We start from the raw sequence: 17835 nt of genomic DNA, 5'->3' as shown, positions 1-17835 counted from the left end.
GGGTAGGTTTAGGGATAGGCCCATGCTACGTAAGGGTTAGGCCTTATGTTATTATTCTGGTTCCTGCTGGTTGAAAATTTTGTGGTTAAAAGACGAATTTCATGTTGGAAGCCAAAAACCTGAGTTGTGTGCGCGACGAGCGAAGCTTGTTTCAGAAGCTTAGTTTTTCTATCGAACCGGGCGATATTGTGCAGGTTGAAGGGCCTAACGGCGCAGGGAAAACCAGTTTACTACGGATTCTCGCCGGATTGGCGCAGGCTGACAGTGGCGAAATTCACTGGCGTGGCGTCAATACTCGCCGGGATCGTGCTCGTTATCATCAGGATTTGCTCTTTTTGGGTCATCAGCCGGGGATCAAATCGGTGCTGACACCATTTGAAAATCTGGTTTTTTATCAATCCGTTCAGAATAATGCTGATCAGGCTGCTATTTGGCAGGCGCTGGAAAATGTCGGGCTGGTAGGTTATGAGGATCTGCCCGTTGCCCAATTGTCGGCTGGGCAGCAACGGCGGGTGGCATTGGCGCGTTTGTGGCTGAGTTCATCTCCGCTGTGGATTTTGGACGAACCGCTAACGGCGATCGATAAGCAGGGCGTCAGTGAGTTAATTGCGCTGTTTGAACGCCACGCCAACGCGGGAGGCATGGTGCTGTTGACGACTCATCAGGAGCTTGGCGGCGCGCGTCAGGGAATACGAAAAATCAGCCTGACAAATATGAGGGAAGACTGATGTTTCTTAGCGTATTACGCCGGGAGTTAAAAATTGCGTTCAGAAAAGGCGCGGAAATTGTCAATCCGCTGTGGTTTTTTCTGATCGTAATTACCCTGTTTCCGTTAGGGATTGGTTCGGAGCCACAGTTATTAGCGCGCATTGCGCCGGGCATTGTCTGGGTGGCGGCGTTGTTGGCTTCGTTATTATCGCTGGAGCGGTTGTTTCGGGATGATTTTCTCGATGGCTCGTTGGAGCAACTGCTGTTGTTGCCGTCGCCACTGCCGCTCACGGTGTTAGGCAAAGTGTGTGCTCACTGGGTGCTGACCGGCTTGCCATTGTTAATTTTATCGCCGTTGGTGGGCGTGTTGTTGTCACTGGACGTCAATACCGGCCTTGCCGTGGCCTTGACGTTGTTGTTGGGAACGCCAACGCTGAGTTTTATTGGCGCAATTGGTGTGGCATTAACGGTCGGATTGCGCAAAGGTGGCGTGTTGTTAAGCCTGTTGGTTTTGCCTTTATATATTCCGGTATTGATTTTTGCTACGGCGGCGATTGATGCCGCATCAATGGGAATGCCCATTGACGGTTATTTGGCGATTCTGGGCGCAATGTTGGCGGGCAGTGCAACACTGGCTCCTTTTGCCACCGCGGCGGCACTGAGAGTCAGCATTCATTAAGTTAAACCACCCGGTCATCCAGAGTGTGGATAATCCGCCATTGCAGTGACGCATACGGCTAAAAAAACAGGATTGATTATTCGAGAGCGGCAGCCAACGCCATTCAGAGCAGATTGTGCGTCGCACCCCTTATTGGCTTGGTTATCGAGAAAGTGACCAGGGTGATTACCGTCATTTTTATAGTGAGCAATGACAACATGTGGAAATGGTTTCATCAATTCGCTCAACCTGAAAGATTGTATCGGGTCAGCGGTCGTTTTATTCCGTGGTTTGCCATCGCGGCGGTTGTTTGTCTGACCGTTGGCTGGATAGGCGGTTTTGGTTTTGCGCCAGCGGATTACCAGCAAGGTAACAGTTTTAGAATTATGTATCTGCATGTGCCTGCGGCAATTTGGTCGATGGGTATTTATATGTCGATGGCAATCGCCGCCTTTATTGGATTGGTCTGGCAGATGAAAATGTCAGATCTGGCGGTAGCAGCCATGGCACCCGTCGGCGCTGTATTTACCTTTATTGCATTGGCAACCGGTTCTGCCTGGGGTAAACCGATGTGGGGAACCTGGTGGCTATGGGATGCACGTCTGACATCAGAACTGGTGCTGTTATTCCTTTATATTGGTGTGATTGCGCTGTACCACGCATTTGAAGATCGCAAAATGGCAGGGCGGGCTGCGGGCATTTTGGTGCTGGTGGGGGTGGTGAATATTCCCATCATCCATTTCTCGGTAGTGTGGTGGAATACGTTACATCAAGGTTCGACCAATATGCAGCAAACCATTTATCCCGCCATGCGTACGCCGCTACGCTGGGCTATTTTCGGCTATCTGTTCTTTTTCGCCACGCTTACACTTATGCGTCTGCGTAATCTTATTTTACATCAGGAACGTCATCGGCCCTGGGTGACCACATTACTCGGTAAGGAGCCACGTTTATGACACCGGCATTTCACTCCTGGGCGGAGTTTTTCGCCATGGGCGGCTACGCCTTCTATGTCTGGCTGGCGGTGGCGGTCACCTTATTGGCATTGGCGGGTCTGTGGGTACATACCCTATGGATGAAACGCCAATTATTGGCGGATATTCGCCTTCAACGCGGGCGTGAGCAACGTATTCGTCAGACACAGTTGCGGGAGAAATCACGATGAATCCACGTCGAAAAAGCCGTCTTTATCTGGCTTTGGTGGTGCTAATAGGGATTGGATTAACGACAACGCTGCTACTTTACGCGTTGCGTGCCAATATCGATCTGTTTTATACCCCGAGTGAAATTTTGCAGGGTAAAGGGGATAAACATGAAAAACCCGAAATTGGTCAACGCCTAAGAATTGGTGGGATGGTGATGCCCGGTTCGGTAAAACGCGATCCACAAAGCCTGCAAATGACCTTTAAAGTTTATGATGCCCGTGGTGCGATTGAGGTGACCTATACTGGCATTCTGCCGGATCTGTTCCGCGAGGGGCAAGGCGTGGTGGCTCAAGGCGTATTTGCTGAGGGCAATCGCGTTGATGCAAAGGAAGTTCTGGCCAAACACGATGAAAAATATACGCCACCGGAAGTTGCTGAAGCGATGAAAGAGAATCACACTCGTCCTGCGGCGGCTTACGCCAACGGCCAGATCGAGGGCAATGCCTCATGATGCCCGAAATTGGTAATTTCCTGTTATGCCTGGCATTGGCGGTGTCACTGCTGCTGAGTATTTATCCACAGTGGGGTGCCGCGCGGGAAGATGAACGCATGATGGCGGTTGCCCGCCCACTGACTTACGGCATGTTTTTTGCGGTAGCGCTGTCGTTTTTGTGTCTGGTTTATGCCTTTGTGGTGAATGATTTCACTGTTTCTTATGTGGTTGCCAACTCCAATACCCAATTGCCGGTTTACTACCGGATTGCAGCAACCTGGGGCGCACACGAAGGTTCATTACTGCTGTGGGTGCTGTTATTAAGCTGCTGGTCATTGGCGGTGGCAATATTCAGCCGCCAAATGCCGCAGGATGCCGTGGCTCGAGTGCTTTCCGTACTGGGAATGATCACCGGCGGTTTCCTGCTATTTATTATCATGACGTCCAATCCATTCACTCGCACGTTGCCTGATTTTCCGATTGAAGGTCATGATCTTAATCCGTTACTGCAAGATGTTGGGCTGATATTCCATCCACCGTTATTGTATATGGGCTATGTCGGATTTTCCGTCGCCTTTGCTTTTGCGATTGCCTCACTGATGGCTGGGCGATTAGATACCGCATGGGCGCGTTGGTCACGACCATGGACACAAGCGGCCTGGGTCTTCCTGACCATGGGGATTGTTCTGGGATCGGCGTGGGCTTATTACGAATTGGGCTGGGGGGGCTGGTGGTTCTGGGATCCGGTAGAAAATGCCTCCTTTATGCCGTGGTTGGCGGGGACTGCGCTGATTCACTCGCTGGCTGTAACGGAAAAACGCGGTACTTTCAAGGCGTGGACGGTGCTGTTGGCTATCACCGCTTTCTCCCTGTGTTTGATGGGAACATTCCTGGTGCGTTCTGGGGTACTGGTTTCCGTACACTCCTTTGCTTCAGATCCGGCGCGTGGCATGTTTATTCTGGCCTATCTGGTTATTGTGATTGGCGGTTCTTTACTGTTGTATGCGGTGAAAGGCGCGCAGGTGCGTAGTCGGACGCAGCATGAAGTTTTTTCCCGCGAAACATTCCTATTGGGAAACAACGTATTACTGATCGCAGCCATGCTGGTGGTGCTATTAGGGACTTTGCTGCCATTGGTGCATAAACAGCTTGGGCTGGGCAGTATTTCTATTGGCGAACCTTTCTTCAACACCATGTTTACCTGGCTAATGGCTCCATTGGCGTTATTACTTGGGGTGGGTCCATTAGTGCGCTGGCGTCGGGATGAGCCAGGCAAGTTGTGGCGTCGTTTAGGCGTTGCTTTAGTGGTGACCACATTGCTGTCGATTCTGGTTCCGTGGCTGATGCAGGATAGCGTAGCCGGAATGACCGTGGTTGGCCTGATGATGGCTTTCTGGGTCATTATTCTGACATTGATGGAATTGCACGAACGAGCGACTCATCGCCACGGTTTCTGGCGCGGCCTGACTCAGCTTTCCCGCAGTCATTGGGGAATGGTTTTGGGTCATCTGGGGGTTGCGGTGACGGTAATTGGTATCGCATTTAGCCAGAATTATAGCGTTGAACGCGATGTGCGCATGAAATCGGGAGATAGCATAGATATTCATGATTATCATTTTGTTTTCCGCGATGTTCATGAGATTACAGGACCAAATTACACCGGTGGCGTTGGGATTATCGACGTGACGCGCAACGGTAAGCCTGAAGCCACGTTGCATGCGGAAAAACGCTATTACGCCACCGCGCGTTCCATGATGACCGAAGCGGCGATTGATGGTGGTTTGACTCGCGATCTGTATGCGGCGTTGGGTGAAGAGTTGGAAGACGGTTCATGGGCTGTACGTCTGTACTACAAACCCTTTGTTCGTTGGATTTGGTATGGCGGCGTGTTGATGGCCGTTGGCGGTATCCTGTGTATGCTGGATCCACGCTATCGGATGAGTAAAAAACTAAAACGTGGCGTCGCGCCAGAGGCACAGTAATGAAGTCTAAATTATTGTTTATTCCGTTGGTGCTGTTCTTATTGCTGGCAGTGGCATTTTTGGTGCAGTTGAGCCGCAACGCTGGCGGCGAAGATCCCACGATGCTGGAGTCGGCGTTAATCGGTAAGCCGGTGCCGACGTTTAAATTGGAATCGTTGGATCAGAGCGGGAAAATCTACGATCAGGCCGTGTTGCACGATGGCAAACCGATGCTGCTCAACGTGTGGGCAACCTGGTGCCCAACTTGCCGCGCTGAACATGAATATCTGAACAAGCTGGCGGCACAAGGTATCCGCGTGGTTGGACTTAACTACAAAGACGATCGTGCCAAAGCGGTGACTTGGCTGAATTCGCTGGGTAACCCTTATGCGCTAAGTTTGTATGACGGTAACGGCATGTTGGGGCTGGATCTCGGCGTGTACGGGGCACCGGAAACTTTCCTGATCGATGGTCAAGGGATCATTCGTTATCGTCACGCTGGCGATCTTAACGATCGCGTTTGGCAGCAGGAAATTCTGCCGCTGTATAAAAAGTATCAAGGGGGCGCATGAAAATCATCAGTCTGATGCTCGGCCTGATGCTGAGCTGGGGCGCTTTTGCCACCATTGATACCTATCAATTCCGTTCGGTAGAACAAGAGCAGCAATACCGCGAATTGACCGAGCAACTGCGCTGCCCCAAATGCCAGAACAACAGTATTGCCGATTCTAACGCCATTATTGCCGCCGATATGCGCAGTAAAGTGTATGAATTGATGCAACAGGGGCAAACCAAGCCAGAAATTATCGACTATATGGTCGCCCGTTACGGCAACTTTGTTACCTATGAACCGCCAGTTACAGCCGCAACGCTCATTTTGTGGGTTGGCCCACTGCTATTTGTGCTGGTTGGAGGGGCGGTCGTGATTTTACGTGCTCGTCGGCGTCATCAGATTCTCGATGATGAGGAATTGCCAGAACAGGAACGGCGGCGTTTAGCGGCGTTACTGGCGGAAAGTGAGTCTGAGCAGGGCGATTTGGCAAACATCAACAGGAAACAACCATAATGGCATTTTGGCTGATAGTCATCATTGCACTGGCCGGAACGGGTGCTTTGTTAGTGGTTCCTGCAATGCGTCAATCTCATGATAAGCATAAAACGACCCGAGACGATCTGAATAAGGCGTTTTATCAGGATCGGTTAAGCGAGCTGGCAGAAGATGAAGCTCAGGGCGTTGTCGCCGAGCGGCCTGAATTAATCAAAGAGTTGCAACAGAATTTGCTGACGGATATTCCCGATCAACCGTCTGAGCAGGCTATTCCAATCAGCCGCTGGAGCTTGTTACCCGGCGTGGTGATTTTGGTGTTGGTCGCAGTAGGATTTTATGTCAAAACCGGCGGTTTAACTCAATTACATGCGTGGCGGGAAGTGCAGGTACAAATGCCAGAATTGCGTGCCAGAGTGGCCAATGAGCGGGCAGATCCACTGACGATGGAAGAAGTGGCGCGTCTGGGATTAGGCCTGCGAACCTCTTTGCAACAGGATGACCGTAACATTAATGACTGGATGATGCTGGGTCGAGTGGGTATAGCGCTCAACAATGCCACCACGGCCACGCAGGCTTTTGCTAAAGCTTACTCATTGGCACCCGATAATCTCGATGTAAAACTGGGTTATGCCGAAGTGTTAACGCGTTCTAACGATCCGCTGGATAATCAGCAGGCAACCCAAATGCTGCGTAGCATGGTGGCGCAGGATCACAGCAACCCGCGGGTACTCAGTCTGTTGGCATTTAATGCCTTTGAGCAGGGAGATTTCAAACAAGCCATTGGTGCATGGGAAGTTATGCTAAAATTACTACCTGCGGGTGATTCCCGTGCTGAAGTGATAAAACGCAGTATTCAGCAGGCAAAATCACAGGCAGGCCAGGAAACAGCTAAACTGGAAGTCACGGTTTCATTGTCTCCTGATGCGGCTAAACAATTACCGCAACAGGGCACATTAATTATTTCGGTCACCGATGGGACTCATCCTGTTCCGGTAGCGGTAAAACAACTGCCGTTGAGTCGATTCCCGCTCTCGTTATCTCTGGACGATAGCAATGCCATGATGCCGGAATCATTACTTTCTACCCTGCACCAGATAAAAGTTCGGGTGCGTTTATCGCTGGACGGTACGGCAAACCCCCAGCCCGGTGACTGGTTTGGCGAAAGTGTAGTACAGGCGTTCAGTGGGAATGGGCAAATTAGCGTCCAGATAAATAGACAGATTCCCTAAGCATTAGGGTTGAACATAATTTCATGGAGAAACATATGAACTTTCGCCTGACAGGGCTGGCTTTCGCGAGCGTATTATTGGTGGGGTGTGCCAGCAGCTCACCGGATCAAATGGAGCAAGGTCGCTCCGATCCGTTGGAAGGTTTTAACCGGGCGATGTTCAACTTTAACTATGATGTTCTCGATCCTTACTTGGTGCGTCCGGTGGCCGTGGTGTGGCGTGATTATGTGCCGCAGCCAGCGCGTAACGGCGTTAGCAACTTTATGGGTAACCTGGAAGAGCCAGCCAGTATGGTGAACAGCTTCCTGGTTGGTGACCCGTACAAAGCCATGAAACACTTTAACCGCTTTTTCCTGAATACCCTGTTGGGGATGGGTGGCTTGATTGACGTTGCTGGCATGGCTAACCCCAAATTGGCGAAAGAAGTGCCACACCGCTTTGGCAGCACCCTCGGCTATTATGATGTGCCTTACGGCCCTTATGTGGTACTGCCGGGTTATGGCAGCTTTACGGTGCGTCAAGAAGGTGGCGATGCAGCTGATTACGTCTATCCGGTGTTAAGTTACTTCACGTTTTGGATGTCGGCGGGTAAATGGATGATCGAGGGAATTGAAACGCGGGCGCAACTGCTGGATTCCGATGGTTTACTGCGTAACTCTTCCGATCCATACCTGATGGTGCGTGAAGCCTACTTCCAGCGTAATGATTTTCTGGCTCGCGGCGGTGTATTAAAACCAGAAGTAAATCCGAACGCGCAGGCGATTCAGGGCGATCTGGAAAGTATCGATTCAGCCAATTAATTTTCAGGCGGGAATGTTGAAAATAAAAAAGCGCCGGAAGGCGCTTTTTTATTGGTTGGCGTTCGTCACTCTCTGAACGCCAATTTATAGTCAGATGGCCGATTTAATCGGCATTATCTGATATTTTCAGCGAAATTAGAACGCGTAGTTAAAGTTCACGCCGTACAGCATTGCGCTCCCTTTGGAATTGAACTCGTAGGTCGTTCCTCCGGTTGGCAGCGCCGTAGGGGTTTTCTCGTTGATAGTCACGTTCTGGCCATGCATATAGGAGATCCCCACGTCAACAGAGGCATCTTTGTTGAAGGCGTAGGTGGTACCGGCACTGAGCCAGAAACGATCCTGATCCGGAATCGAGATGGAACGGTTTTCTGCCGGAACCGGGCTATCATCAAAGGCGATACCGGTACGGAAAGTCCAGTTATCGTCGTAATAATAGGTGGTACCCAGTGCAATACGGTAGGCGTCACGGAAGCCTTCATGTTTCTCGAATAATACCTTACCGGTAGTGCCAGTGGCTTTTAGCTCCTGGAACTGACTCCAGCTGGTATAGGCCAAGCTATAGTGAACGGCCCATTGTGGAGCCACTTTGTTATAACCGGAGACTTCCCAAACTTCAGGCAGATTCAGCGTCAATGCTCCTGGAATCGTTGCACCACCGGTTCCGCCTATAGCTACAGGCAATTGGTTGCTGTAATCGCCATCAAAATCAATTTTCACTTTAGAGCGATAAGTTAAGCTGTAGCGGTTTTCTTTATCCACTTCATAAAGCACACCCGCGTTCCAGCCATAACCCCATTCTTTCCCTTCCATATTAGTAACTTCAGTCTGTGCCGGTAGTCGTGTTCCACCCAGCTCACCAATATGACGCACAATTTTTGCATCAGCATAAACGGCGTTAAAACCAAGACCAAAGCTGAAGTTTTGGTTCAGACGATATGCTGCCGCCAAGTTAAGGTTAGCGGTTTTCAGATCGGTTTTACCGCCCAGAGAGCCCGCGATATAGTCGTCGTTAAATTCGGTTGCCAAACCGTAGTTGGAAGTACCGGATGCACCGATAGCCCATTGTTCATTCAGCGGCATGATAAAGTGAATGTTAGGAATCCACTCTGATGGCGCGATATCTTTAGCATCGGTGCTGCGGCCGGTTAACGGTGAGGTACCGCTAATATCTACTTTGGGATCAACATAGACAAAGCCGCCGGAGAATGAAGGGCGGTCAAATAGTGTCATTGCGGCAGGGTTGCGGCTACCAACGGATGCGTTGTCAGCAACGGCGCCTTCACCAGAGAAAGAACGGCCCAATGCAGCCGCTGAATATTCATTCAGCTGAAAACCGGCCGCAGAAACGTTCGAAGAAATAATTGCCACTGCAGCTGCCAGAGCTGATCGGGTAAACAGGTTTTTCTGGTTCATGACCAAAACCTCATTTTAATGTGTTTATTATTTAAACTATGTTACATAACGTAACAAGAGAGCGCGGGATTGTAGGGTCCGTTACCAATCTGACAAATCAGACCAGTGGCTGAAGTATAGGTCTGACCTGTGGGAATGTTGCAAGAATGTTTTTTAAATCCAGACAATTTGATTGCAAAAAATAGACCTACTTAACAAAAAAGTTACACAAACACAGCAATTAACCTACGAATTATAATATTTACCTTCTTTAAATGACGATTTTCGTCACTAAATAGGCACATAAACAGTAAGTTCTAGTGATGTGCTGTTTGCAGGAGTAAAATAACGTTAGATAACGATTTTTGAGCCAGATCACAAATGGCAGTTTGCACCTATTTGAAATGTCCGTTGAGGAGAATTGAAGATGTCAGATGCAATTAAACGCTGTAACGCAGAAGAAACCGCAGCTTGCTGCTGTGTAGATGTCGGAACAGTAATGGATAACACTGATTGTACAGCGTCTTACAGCCAGGTTTTCGCCAGCCAGAACGAAGCAGAGGCGATGCTGAATACCCTGATTGAAAAGGCACGTTCTGTCGAATCCGACCCTTGTCTGATCGAGCCAAAAATTGAAACGGTAGAAGATGGCGTGCGGCTTACCATTGACTTTACTTTTGCTTGTCAGGCGGAAACCTTTATTTTCCAACTGGGCCTGCGTTAACCCTTTCTTATTCAGCGCGGGGTATTGGCTCCGCGTTATTTAATCAATCTATTGCTCGTGACTGTATTATTCCCCCACTTTCTTCAATGACTCCTTCCTTGTTTTCTTGTTACCTAATCTTGTTTTTTTATTCTGAAAGTTGCTCAGGCTCCCATTTTTAGGTACTGCCGGTTTGCCAAATGTAAACGTTTGGTTAACAATAATCGGATCAGGTCAGACCTGTTAACCTGGCATTCGGGTGAATGCCATTTTATCTCTCAGGAGCTTTTATGAGTAAGCGACTCCCGTTAGTGACGCGTCAGGGCGATCGTATTGCGATTGTTAACGGCCTGCGTACCCCTTTTGCCAAGCAGGCTACCGCTTATCATGGCGTCCCCGCGATGGATTTGGGGAAGATAGTCGTCAGCGAACTGTTGGCCAGAAGCGGAATTGCGCCTGAGTTGATTGATCAAGTGGTGTTTGGACAAGTGGTACAAATGCCGGAAGCACCCAATATTGCCCGCGAAATTGTATTGGGTACTGGAATGAGTGTTCATACCGATGCCTACAGTGTCTCACGCGCTTGCGCCACCAGTTTTCAAGCGGTGGCGAATGTGGCTGAAAGTATTATTGCTGGCTCCGTCGGTATCGCTATCGCCGGTGGTGCTGATTCTTCATCGGTATTGCCGATCGGTGTGAGCAAAGCGCTAGCGCGCACATTGGTGGATGTGAACAAAGCTCGCAGCCTGTCACAGCGCCTCAAATTGTTTAGCCGTTTGAGATTCCGCGATTTACTGCCGGTGGCTCCAGCAGTAGCGGAATATTCCACCGGTTTACGCATGGGTGATACCGCAGAGCAAATGGCAAAAACCTATGGCATCAGTCGGGAAGATCAGGATGCACTGGCTATGCGCTCTCACCAATTGGCGGCAGCAGCCTGGCAACAAGGTTATCTGCAAGATGAAGTGATGACCGCCTATATACCGCCTTATCGTGCAGCGATGACCGAAGATAATAATATTCGCCAAGATTCCACATTGGCGCAGTATGCCAAACTACGTCCGGCGTTTGATCGCCAACACGGCAGTGTCACGGCGGCCAACAGTACGCCACTGACTGACGGCGCGGCGGCCGTGATCATGATGAGTGAATCTCGTGCGCGGGAATTAGGTTTACAACCGCTGGGTTATTTACGTAGCTTCGCTTTCTCCGCCATTGATGTATGGCAAAACATGCTACTGGGGCCGTCTTATGCCACGCCGTTGGCGTTAGACCGCGCGGGCATTACGTTAGCCGACCTGACGTTGATCGATATGCATGAAGCCTTTGCTGCTCAAACCCTGGCCAACCTGAAAATGTTCGCCAGTGATAGTTTTGCCCAACAATATCTGGGACGTAGCCAGGCGATTGGCGAAGTGGATATGGATAAATTCAACGTATTGGGCGGTTCTATTGCCTATGGTCACCCTTTTGCGGCGACCGGTGCGCGTATGATCACGCAAACGCTGAATGAACTGCGCCGTCGCGGCGGAGGATTGGGATTAACTACCGCTTGTGCCGCCGGTGGACTGGGTGCAGCCATGATTGTTGAGGTGGAATAAAATGGAAAAGAGCGCAGAACAGCAGATTACCGCGAGCGTTTCTCCGGTTGAATCGGTATTTCAGTTGAGTATTCGGCCAGACAATATTGGTGTGATCACCATTAACGTTCACCATGAAAAAGTGAATACCTTAAAGGCTGAATTTGCTGAGCAAATCGCTGAAGTTTTGCAACAAGCGCAGGCTTTGCCGCAGTTACAAGGCTTGGTGATGATTTCGGGTAAACCGGATTCATTTATTGCCGGTGCCGATATTACCATGATAGCCGCCTGCCGCACGGCGCAGGAGGCACGAATTTTGGCGCAAAAAGGGCAGGCGACGCTGGCCAAGATCGCCAGTTTCCCTATCCCGATAGTGGCGGCTATCCATGGCGCTTGTCTGGGCGGTGGCCTGGAGCTGGCACTGGCTTGTCATGGTCGTGTGTGCTCACTGGACGATAAAACCGTGCTGGGGCTACCTGAAGTGCAACTGGGGCTGTTGCCCGGTTCTGGCGGTACGCAGCGCCTGCCACGTTTGATTGGTGCCAGTAAAGCGCTGGATATGATGTTGACCGGTCGACAGGTGCGCGCGCGCCAAGCCGTAAAAATGGGGCTGGTGGATGAGGCTGTTGCGCGGGATATCTTGCTGGACGTTGCCGTCAGTCGTGCCAAAGCCGGTTGGGGGGATAAACCTACTCTGCCGTGGCAGGAGCGTCTACTGAATGGTCCGCTAGGAAAAACACTGTTATTCAATATAGTACGCAAAAAAGCCTTAGCAAAAACTCAAGGTCACTATCCGGCGGCAGAACGTATTATCAACGTCGTTCGTCAGGGATTGGATCACGGTGGGGCACGGGGTTACGAGGCTGAAGCCCGTGCTTTTGGCGAACTGGCGATGTCGCCGGAGTCGGCGGCGCTACGCAGTCTGTTCTTTGCTACTACGTCATTGAAAAAAGAAAGCGGCTCAACGGCCAGACCACATACGGTCAGTCGGGTGGGGGTGTTGGGTGGGGGATTGATGGGGGGCGGCATTGCTAATGTCACGGCCACTCGCGCCGGTTTACCGGTAAGAATTAAGGATATTAATTCGCAAGGAATCAATCAGGCGCTGAAATATACCTGGGATGCGTTAGGCAAGCGGGTGCGCAGTAAACGTCTGCGGCCAGCAGAGCGCCAACGTCAGATGATGCTGATTTCAGGTACTACCGATTACAGTGGTTTTGACCATGTTGATATCGTGATTGAAGCAGTATTCGAAGACTTGGCGCTAAAACAAACGATGGTGGCCGAGATCGAAGCCAATACGGCGGCACACTGCATCTTTGCCTCAAATACTTCATCTTTGCCAATCAGTCAGATTGCTGCGGGTGCCCATCGGCCAGAGCAGATTATTGGTCTGCATTATTTTAGCCCGGTAGATAAAATGCCGCTGGTGGAAGTGATTCCTCATGCCGGAACCAGTGAAGAAACTATCGCTACAACCGTGGCTTTGGCGCGAAAACAGGGGAAAACAGCGATAGTTGTTGGCGATCGCGCCGGTTTCTATGTCAACCGCATTCTTGCTCCTTATATCAACGAAGGTGCCCTTTGCCTGCTGGATGCTGAGCCGATCGAGTCGATAGATAAGGCGTTAGTCGATTTTGGCTTCCCGGTCGGGCCGCTAACGTTGCTGGATGAAGTAGGGATTGATGTGGGCACCAAAATTATGCCGATTTTGGTGGAGCAGCTTGGTTCACGCTTTGCGGCACCTTCGTCTCTGGACGCCATTTTGAAAGATGGGCGTAAAGGGCGAAAAAATGGTCGAGGTTTCTACCTCTATCCGGCGAAATCGTCGAGATTCACTCTGAAGAAAACCCCTGCCAGACAGGCTGATAGCCATATTTACGGATTATTGGGTATCACGGCTAAAGCTCATTTACAGCATAAAGTCATTGCTCAGCGTTGCGTGATGATGATGCTTAATGAAGCCGTTCGCTGTCTGGATGAATCGATCATTCGTTGCCCACGGGACGGTGATATTGGCGCAGTATTCGGTATTGGCTTCCCGCCATTTCTTGGTGGACCGTTCCGCTATTTGGATCGACTGGGTGCGGATACCGCAGTCAAGGCCTTGAGGCTGTTGGAGCAACAGTACGGTGATCGTTTTACACCTTGTGAACGCCTGATTGATATGGCCGCTCAAGGGGCTAAATTCTACCCTGATGATACGTTGGATATAGTGGAACTATAAGTAAGAACAGGCGAAAATCCTGTAACATGCCTGCTGTTTTGAGGAGAATGTGAGCGCGATCACCGCCTGTTATTTTAGCATTTTTGCTTCCTGTACAGCGAGGTAAAGGCGCGCTACCTTAGCATTCAATTACTAGGCAGTTATTAATATGTTTTTAAGTTAATAGCTCTACATTATGTAGATCATAAATAATGAATTAAACTATTGATTAGGCTATTTAGTAAACAGTGACGGCTAACGGTAAGTGTTGTTGATGTAAAAACAACCATATTATTTACGTGAATTTTCAGGCAAAATGCCCGACCGCCATAGAGAGACGGCGCGTTATCGTTATGAAGTTGCTTTGTCTGTGGACAAAGGTTTCGGCGGTACAGCACGCGATGCGTTTCTGTATAGCGTTATTTTGTTAACAAAAACGGTGCAATATGCAAGTTCTAATCATGCGTCATGGCGACGCGGCTCTTGACGCTGCCAGTGATGCGCAAAGGCCTCTGACCCAATGTGGCAATGAAGAATCCCGGCAGATAGCCGCTTGGGTAAACAGCCAGTCTTTGGATGTCGAACAGGTACTGGTGAGTCCTTATCTGCGAGCGGTACAAACGCTTGGCGTGATAAGAGAAGTACTAACCTTACCGGAAGGGCAGGAAGTGATGCCTGAACTGACGCCTGGCGGGGATGCTGCGTTGGTAGCTTGTTATTTACAGGCGTTGGCCAAAGAGGGCTGCGCTTCGGTGTTGCTGATTTCTCACCTACCGTTAGTGGGTTATTTAGTGGCAGAACTTTGTCCAGGCCAATGTGCGCCAATGTTCGCTACCTCGGCAATAGCCTGTGTTGATTTGGATATGGCCAGTGGCCAGGGCAAACTGGATTGGCAGGTTAGTCCTTCTCAGTTGATGGCAAAAGCCTGATAAATCCTGGGTGATGCGTGAAAGTGAATATGGGCTGCAAAATGATAGCCATTAACCGATAAGTTGAGCCGAAAGGGCTGGCAAGGCATCACCAATAAGGGCGTGAACAGTTTTCTGTCACGCCCTTAATTTATTCGGTTAATTCGATCAATACCAACAGTGCCGCTGTGCCGCCCCATTCTTTGGGAGCCTGATGAAACGCCAATACGTCCGGATGCTGAGCCAACCATAGCGGTGTTTGCTGTTTCAACACATGCTTGCCATGACCATGCATGACACAAGCGCAATGTACATGTTCGCGTTTGCAGGCCGCCAATAATGCTCCCAGCTCCTGCTTGGCCTGTTTTTGCGTCAAACCGTGCAGGTCGAGAAACATTTCCGGCGAGTAATCACCCCGTCTGAGCTTTTTGACTTCAAAATGATCGACTCCGGGACGGACATAGCGTGTTGGACCTTCGTTATCGATATTTGGCTGAAATTCATCTGAGAAATAATAACTAGCGTCAACCTGCTCCTGCAATAAGCGCACTGGCGCAATTTTATGAGGTTTTGGCGGTGTCTGATGGTGCAGGATCGTGTCCTGTTTGAGCTTTTTTGCTCCCGCGCTCGCCTCTCGGAAAAGCTGCAATTCCTCGTGACTCAAGTGGTATTTATTTTTCATTATTCATTCATCGTACCTAATAAATGGCTTCAGTTTACCTGCTGGACGCTATCTGTCGAAATAAATGTCGGTATAGATTGGTGCTGTTTTGCGACATTTTCATTGCCTGCGTATCATTCACCTGTGTATAGCTGCTGATTTGTCACTGGCTTCATGGCAAACTAGACCGATATCAACCTGATTTTATGCGTACCCGTTGGAGAACAAATTGGACAAAATTTTCGTCGATGAAGCCGTGAGCGAACTGCACACTATTCAGGATATGTTGCGCTGGGCGGTCAGCCGTTTTAATGCGGCCAATATTTATTATGGTCACGGTACGGACAATCCGTGGGACGAAGCGGTTCAGTTAGTGTTTCCAACTATCTATATGCCCATTGATATTCCTGAAGATATGCGCAACGCACGCCTGACATCCAGCGAGCGTCATCGTATTGTCGAGCGAGTTATCCGCCGGGTTAATGAGCGTATTCCGGTAGCCTATCTGACCAACAAAGCTTGGTTCTGTGGTCAGGAATACTACGTTGATGAGCGTGTTCTGGTTCCTCGTTCACCGATTGGCGAACTGATCGAAAACCGCTTTGAAGCCCTGATTCCTCATCAGCCAAACCACATTCTGGATATGTGTACCGGCAGTGGCTGTATTGCTATTGCCTGTGCCTATGCTTTCCCGGAAGCGGAAGTGGACGCGGTGGATATCTCAGCCGACGTTTTGGCAGTGACTGAACACAATATTCAACAGCACGGTGTTGAGCATCAGGTTACGCCGATCCGTTCAGATCTGTTCCGCGATTTGCCACCGATTAAGTACGACCTGATCGTGACTAATCCACCTTATGTGGATGAAGAGGATATGTCCGATCTGCCGCAGGAATTCCGTTTCGAGCCAGAGTTGGGTCTGGCGGCAGGCTTTGATGGCCTGACGTTGGCGCGCCGTATTCTGGCCTGTGCGCCTGATTTCCTACAAGATGATGGCGTACTGATCTGTGAAGTGGGCAACAGCATGGTGCATTTGATGGATCAATATCCTGATGTGCCCTTTACCTGGCTGGAATTCAACAACGGCGGCGATGGCGTGTTTATGCTGACCAAACAGCAATTGCTGGATTGCCATCATCATTTCAGCACCTATCGCGACTAAGCGGCAGGCACCGCGGTGCCTTTCCGTAATTCCTGCCGGTTTGGGCAATCACCCACTGGCAGACAAGTTATGACTCAAAGGTAAGGAGCCGTGATGGCTGGGAATAGTATTGGGCAGTTTTTCCGCGTCACCACTTTCGGTGAATCTCACGGCATTGCGCTGGGATGTATTATTGATGGCGTTCCGCCAGGAATTCCCATCACCGAGGCAGATATTCAGCATGATCTCGATCGGCGTCGGCCGGGAACATCCCGTTATACCACGCAGCGCCGGGAACCGGATCAGGTGCGTATTCTTTCCGGGGTGTTTGAAGGCGTCACCACTGGCACCAGTATTGGCCTGATGATCGAGAATACCGATCAACGTTCGCAGGATTACAGTGTGATAAAAGACGTGTTCCGTCCTGGTCATGCTGACTATACCTATGAACAGAAATACGGTGTGCGCGATTATCGCGGTGGTGGTCGTTCTTCGGCGCGTGAAACCGCTATGCGTGTCGCCGCCGGAGCCATAGCCAAAAAGTATCTGGCTCAGAAATTTGGCGTCCAAGTGCGCGGTTATCTGGCGCAAATCGGTGATATCAGTTGTGATCTACTGGATTGGGATCTGGTTGAGCAAAACCCGTTTTTCTGCCCAGATGCCAGTAAATTGGAGCCTTTGGATGCGCTGATGCGTGATCTGAAGAAAGCCGGTGATTCCATTGGCGCGAAAGTGACTGTGGTGGCAGAACATGTTCCGGTCGGTTTAGGCGAGCCGGTATTTGACCGTCTGGATGCCGATTTGGCTCACGCACTGATGAGCATCAACGCAGTTAAAGGGGTAGAAATCGGCGATGGCTTTGCTGTTGTCACCAAACGCGGTAGCGAAAACCGTGATGAAATTACCCCACAAGGTTTCCAGAGCAATCATGCTGGCGGCATTTTAGGCGGAATCAGTAGCGGTCAGCCAGTGGTTGCCCACCTAGCGTTGAAACCCACTTCCAGCATTATGGTGCCGGGGAAAACCATCAACCGTCAGGGCGAAGCCGTAGAAATGGTGACTCGTGGGCGTCACGATCCTTGTGTCGGTATCCGCGCTGTGCCTATTGCCGAGGCGATGATGGCGATAGTATTAATGGACCACTTGCTGCGTCAGCGTGCGCAGTGTGGCGATGTCATTTCTGACGTTCCTCGCTGGTAAGC

General features: G+C 50.2%; 18 protein-coding genes. 16 read left to right on the top strand and 2 right to left on the bottom strand.

What is annotated here, in order from left to right; genetic code table 11:
* Positions 1 to 101: 101 nt before the first annotated feature.
* The 10 genes from ccmA to mlaA all read left to right on the top strand — a co-directional run bounded on the left by ccmA (position 102) and on the right by mlaA (position 8042).
* Positions 102 to 728, top strand: a complete 627-nt coding sequence (ccmA, locus tag DJ39_RS14480; protein ID WP_038245451.1) for a cytochrome c biogenesis heme-transporting ATPase CcmA — start codon at positions 102 to 104, stop codon at positions 726 to 728.
* Positions 728 to 1387 carry a heme exporter protein CcmB gene (gene ccmB / locus DJ39_RS14475; protein WP_004717916.1) on the top strand — a complete coding sequence of 220 codons (660 nt, stop codon included), beginning with the start codon at positions 728 to 730 and terminating at the stop codon, positions 1385 to 1387. Before ccmA ends, ccmB begins: the two co-directional genes overlap by 1 nt.
* 197 nt (positions 1388 to 1584) lie before the next feature.
* On the top strand, positions 1585 to 2322 hold the full coding sequence (locus tag DJ39_RS14470) for a heme ABC transporter permease (protein WP_038245459.1): 738 nt from the start codon (positions 1585 to 1587) through the stop codon (positions 2320 to 2322).
* On the top strand, positions 2319 to 2531 hold the full coding sequence (ccmD, locus tag DJ39_RS14465; RefSeq protein WP_038251506.1) for a heme exporter protein CcmD: 213 nt from the start codon (positions 2319 to 2321) through the stop codon (positions 2529 to 2531). Before DJ39_RS14470 ends, ccmD begins: the two co-directional genes overlap by 4 nt.
* Positions 2528 to 3022 (top strand): cytochrome c maturation protein CcmE, encoded by a 495-nt coding sequence (ccmE, locus tag DJ39_RS14460; protein WP_038245464.1) that lies wholly within the window; start codon positions 2528 to 2530, stop codon positions 3020 to 3022. Before ccmD ends, ccmE begins: the two co-directional genes overlap by 4 nt.
* Complete coding sequence (locus DJ39_RS14455) at positions 3019 to 4986, top strand: heme lyase CcmF/NrfE family subunit (RefSeq protein WP_038245466.1); 1968 nt, start codon at positions 3019 to 3021, stop codon at positions 4984 to 4986. Before ccmE ends, DJ39_RS14455 begins: the two co-directional genes overlap by 4 nt.
* On the top strand, positions 4986 to 5537 hold the full coding sequence (locus DJ39_RS14450) for a DsbE family thiol:disulfide interchange protein (RefSeq protein WP_038245470.1): 552 nt from the start codon (positions 4986 to 4988) through the stop codon (positions 5535 to 5537). The genes DJ39_RS14455 and DJ39_RS14450 overlap by 1 nt, the downstream gene beginning before the upstream one ends.
* A complete protein-coding gene (locus DJ39_RS14445; RefSeq protein WP_038251504.1) occupies positions 5534 to 6031 on the top strand; it encodes a cytochrome c-type biogenesis protein in 498 nt (165 codons plus the stop codon). Before DJ39_RS14450 ends, DJ39_RS14445 begins: the two co-directional genes overlap by 4 nt.
* Positions 6031 to 7242: a c-type cytochrome biogenesis protein CcmI gene (gene ccmI / locus DJ39_RS14440; protein WP_004717912.1), complete on the top strand. Its 1212-nt coding sequence runs from the start codon at positions 6031 to 6033 to the stop codon at positions 7240 to 7242. The genes DJ39_RS14445 and ccmI overlap by 1 nt, the downstream gene beginning before the upstream one ends.
* A 35-nt stretch (positions 7243 to 7277) precedes the next feature.
* The gene (gene mlaA, locus DJ39_RS14435) at positions 7278 to 8042 is read left to right on the top strand and encodes a phospholipid-binding lipoprotein MlaA (protein ID WP_080547524.1); all 765 of its coding nucleotides are present in this window, start codon (positions 7278 to 7280) and stop codon (positions 8040 to 8042) included.
* A gap of 135 nt (positions 8043 to 8177) precedes the next feature.
* On the opposite strand, the gene fadL is transcribed toward mlaA, so the two are convergent.
* Positions 8178 to 9455 carry a long-chain fatty acid transporter FadL gene (gene fadL, locus DJ39_RS14430; RefSeq protein WP_004717910.1) on the bottom strand — a complete coding sequence of 426 codons (1278 nt, stop codon included), beginning with the start codon at positions 9453 to 9455 and terminating at the stop codon, positions 8178 to 8180.
* 406 nt (positions 9456 to 9861) lie between these two features.
* On the opposite strand from fadL, the gene DJ39_RS14425 reads away from it, so the two are divergent.
* The 4 genes from DJ39_RS14425 to sixA all read left to right on the top strand — a co-directional run bounded on the left by DJ39_RS14425 (position 9862) and on the right by sixA (position 14852).
* Entirely contained in the window at positions 9862 to 10158 is a 297-nt protein-coding gene (locus tag DJ39_RS14425) for a YfcZ/YiiS family protein (RefSeq protein ID WP_072089265.1), read from the top strand.
* A gap of 269 nt (positions 10159 to 10427) precedes the next feature.
* The gene (gene fadI / locus DJ39_RS14420) at positions 10428 to 11738 is read left to right on the top strand and encodes an acetyl-CoA C-acyltransferase FadI (protein WP_038245479.1); all 1311 of its coding nucleotides are present in this window, start codon (positions 10428 to 10430) and stop codon (positions 11736 to 11738) included.
* A gap of 1 nt (position 11739) precedes the next feature.
* Complete coding sequence (gene fadJ / locus DJ39_RS14415) at positions 11740 to 13944, top strand: fatty acid oxidation complex subunit alpha FadJ (protein ID WP_004717907.1); 2205 nt, start codon at positions 11740 to 11742, stop codon at positions 13942 to 13944.
* Positions 13945 to 14369: 425 nt separating this feature from the next.
* The gene (gene sixA, locus DJ39_RS14410) at positions 14370 to 14852 is read left to right on the top strand and encodes a phosphohistidine phosphatase SixA (RefSeq protein WP_038244289.1); all 483 of its coding nucleotides are present in this window, start codon (positions 14370 to 14372) and stop codon (positions 14850 to 14852) included.
* A gap of 130 nt (positions 14853 to 14982) precedes the next feature.
* Here sixA and smrB read toward each other — a convergent pair whose 3' ends face one another.
* Entirely contained in the window at positions 14983 to 15513 is a 531-nt protein-coding gene (smrB, locus tag DJ39_RS14405; protein ID WP_004717905.1) for an endonuclease SmrB, read from the bottom strand.
* Between the two features lie 208 nt (positions 15514 to 15721).
* Here smrB and prmB point away from each other — a divergent pair, with 208 nt between their 5' ends.
* Together prmB and aroC are read left to right on the top strand one after the other, a co-directional pair.
* Entirely contained in the window at positions 15722 to 16654 is a 933-nt protein-coding gene (gene prmB, locus DJ39_RS14400) for a 50S ribosomal protein L3 N(5)-glutamine methyltransferase (RefSeq protein ID WP_038244287.1), read from the top strand.
* Positions 16655 to 16747: 93 nt separating this feature from the next.
* Complete coding sequence (gene aroC / locus DJ39_RS14395; RefSeq protein WP_038244285.1) at positions 16748 to 17833, top strand: chorismate synthase; 1086 nt, start codon at positions 16748 to 16750, stop codon at positions 17831 to 17833.
* The last annotated feature ends 2 nt before the right edge of the window (positions 17834 to 17835 follow it).

The organism is Yersinia ruckeri ATCC 29473 (genome assembly GCF_000754815.1).
Taxonomy (GTDB): domain Bacteria; phylum Pseudomonadota; class Gammaproteobacteria; order Enterobacterales; family Enterobacteriaceae; genus Yersinia; species Yersinia ruckeri.
This window is presented reverse-complemented; position numbering and strand designations above follow the sequence as displayed.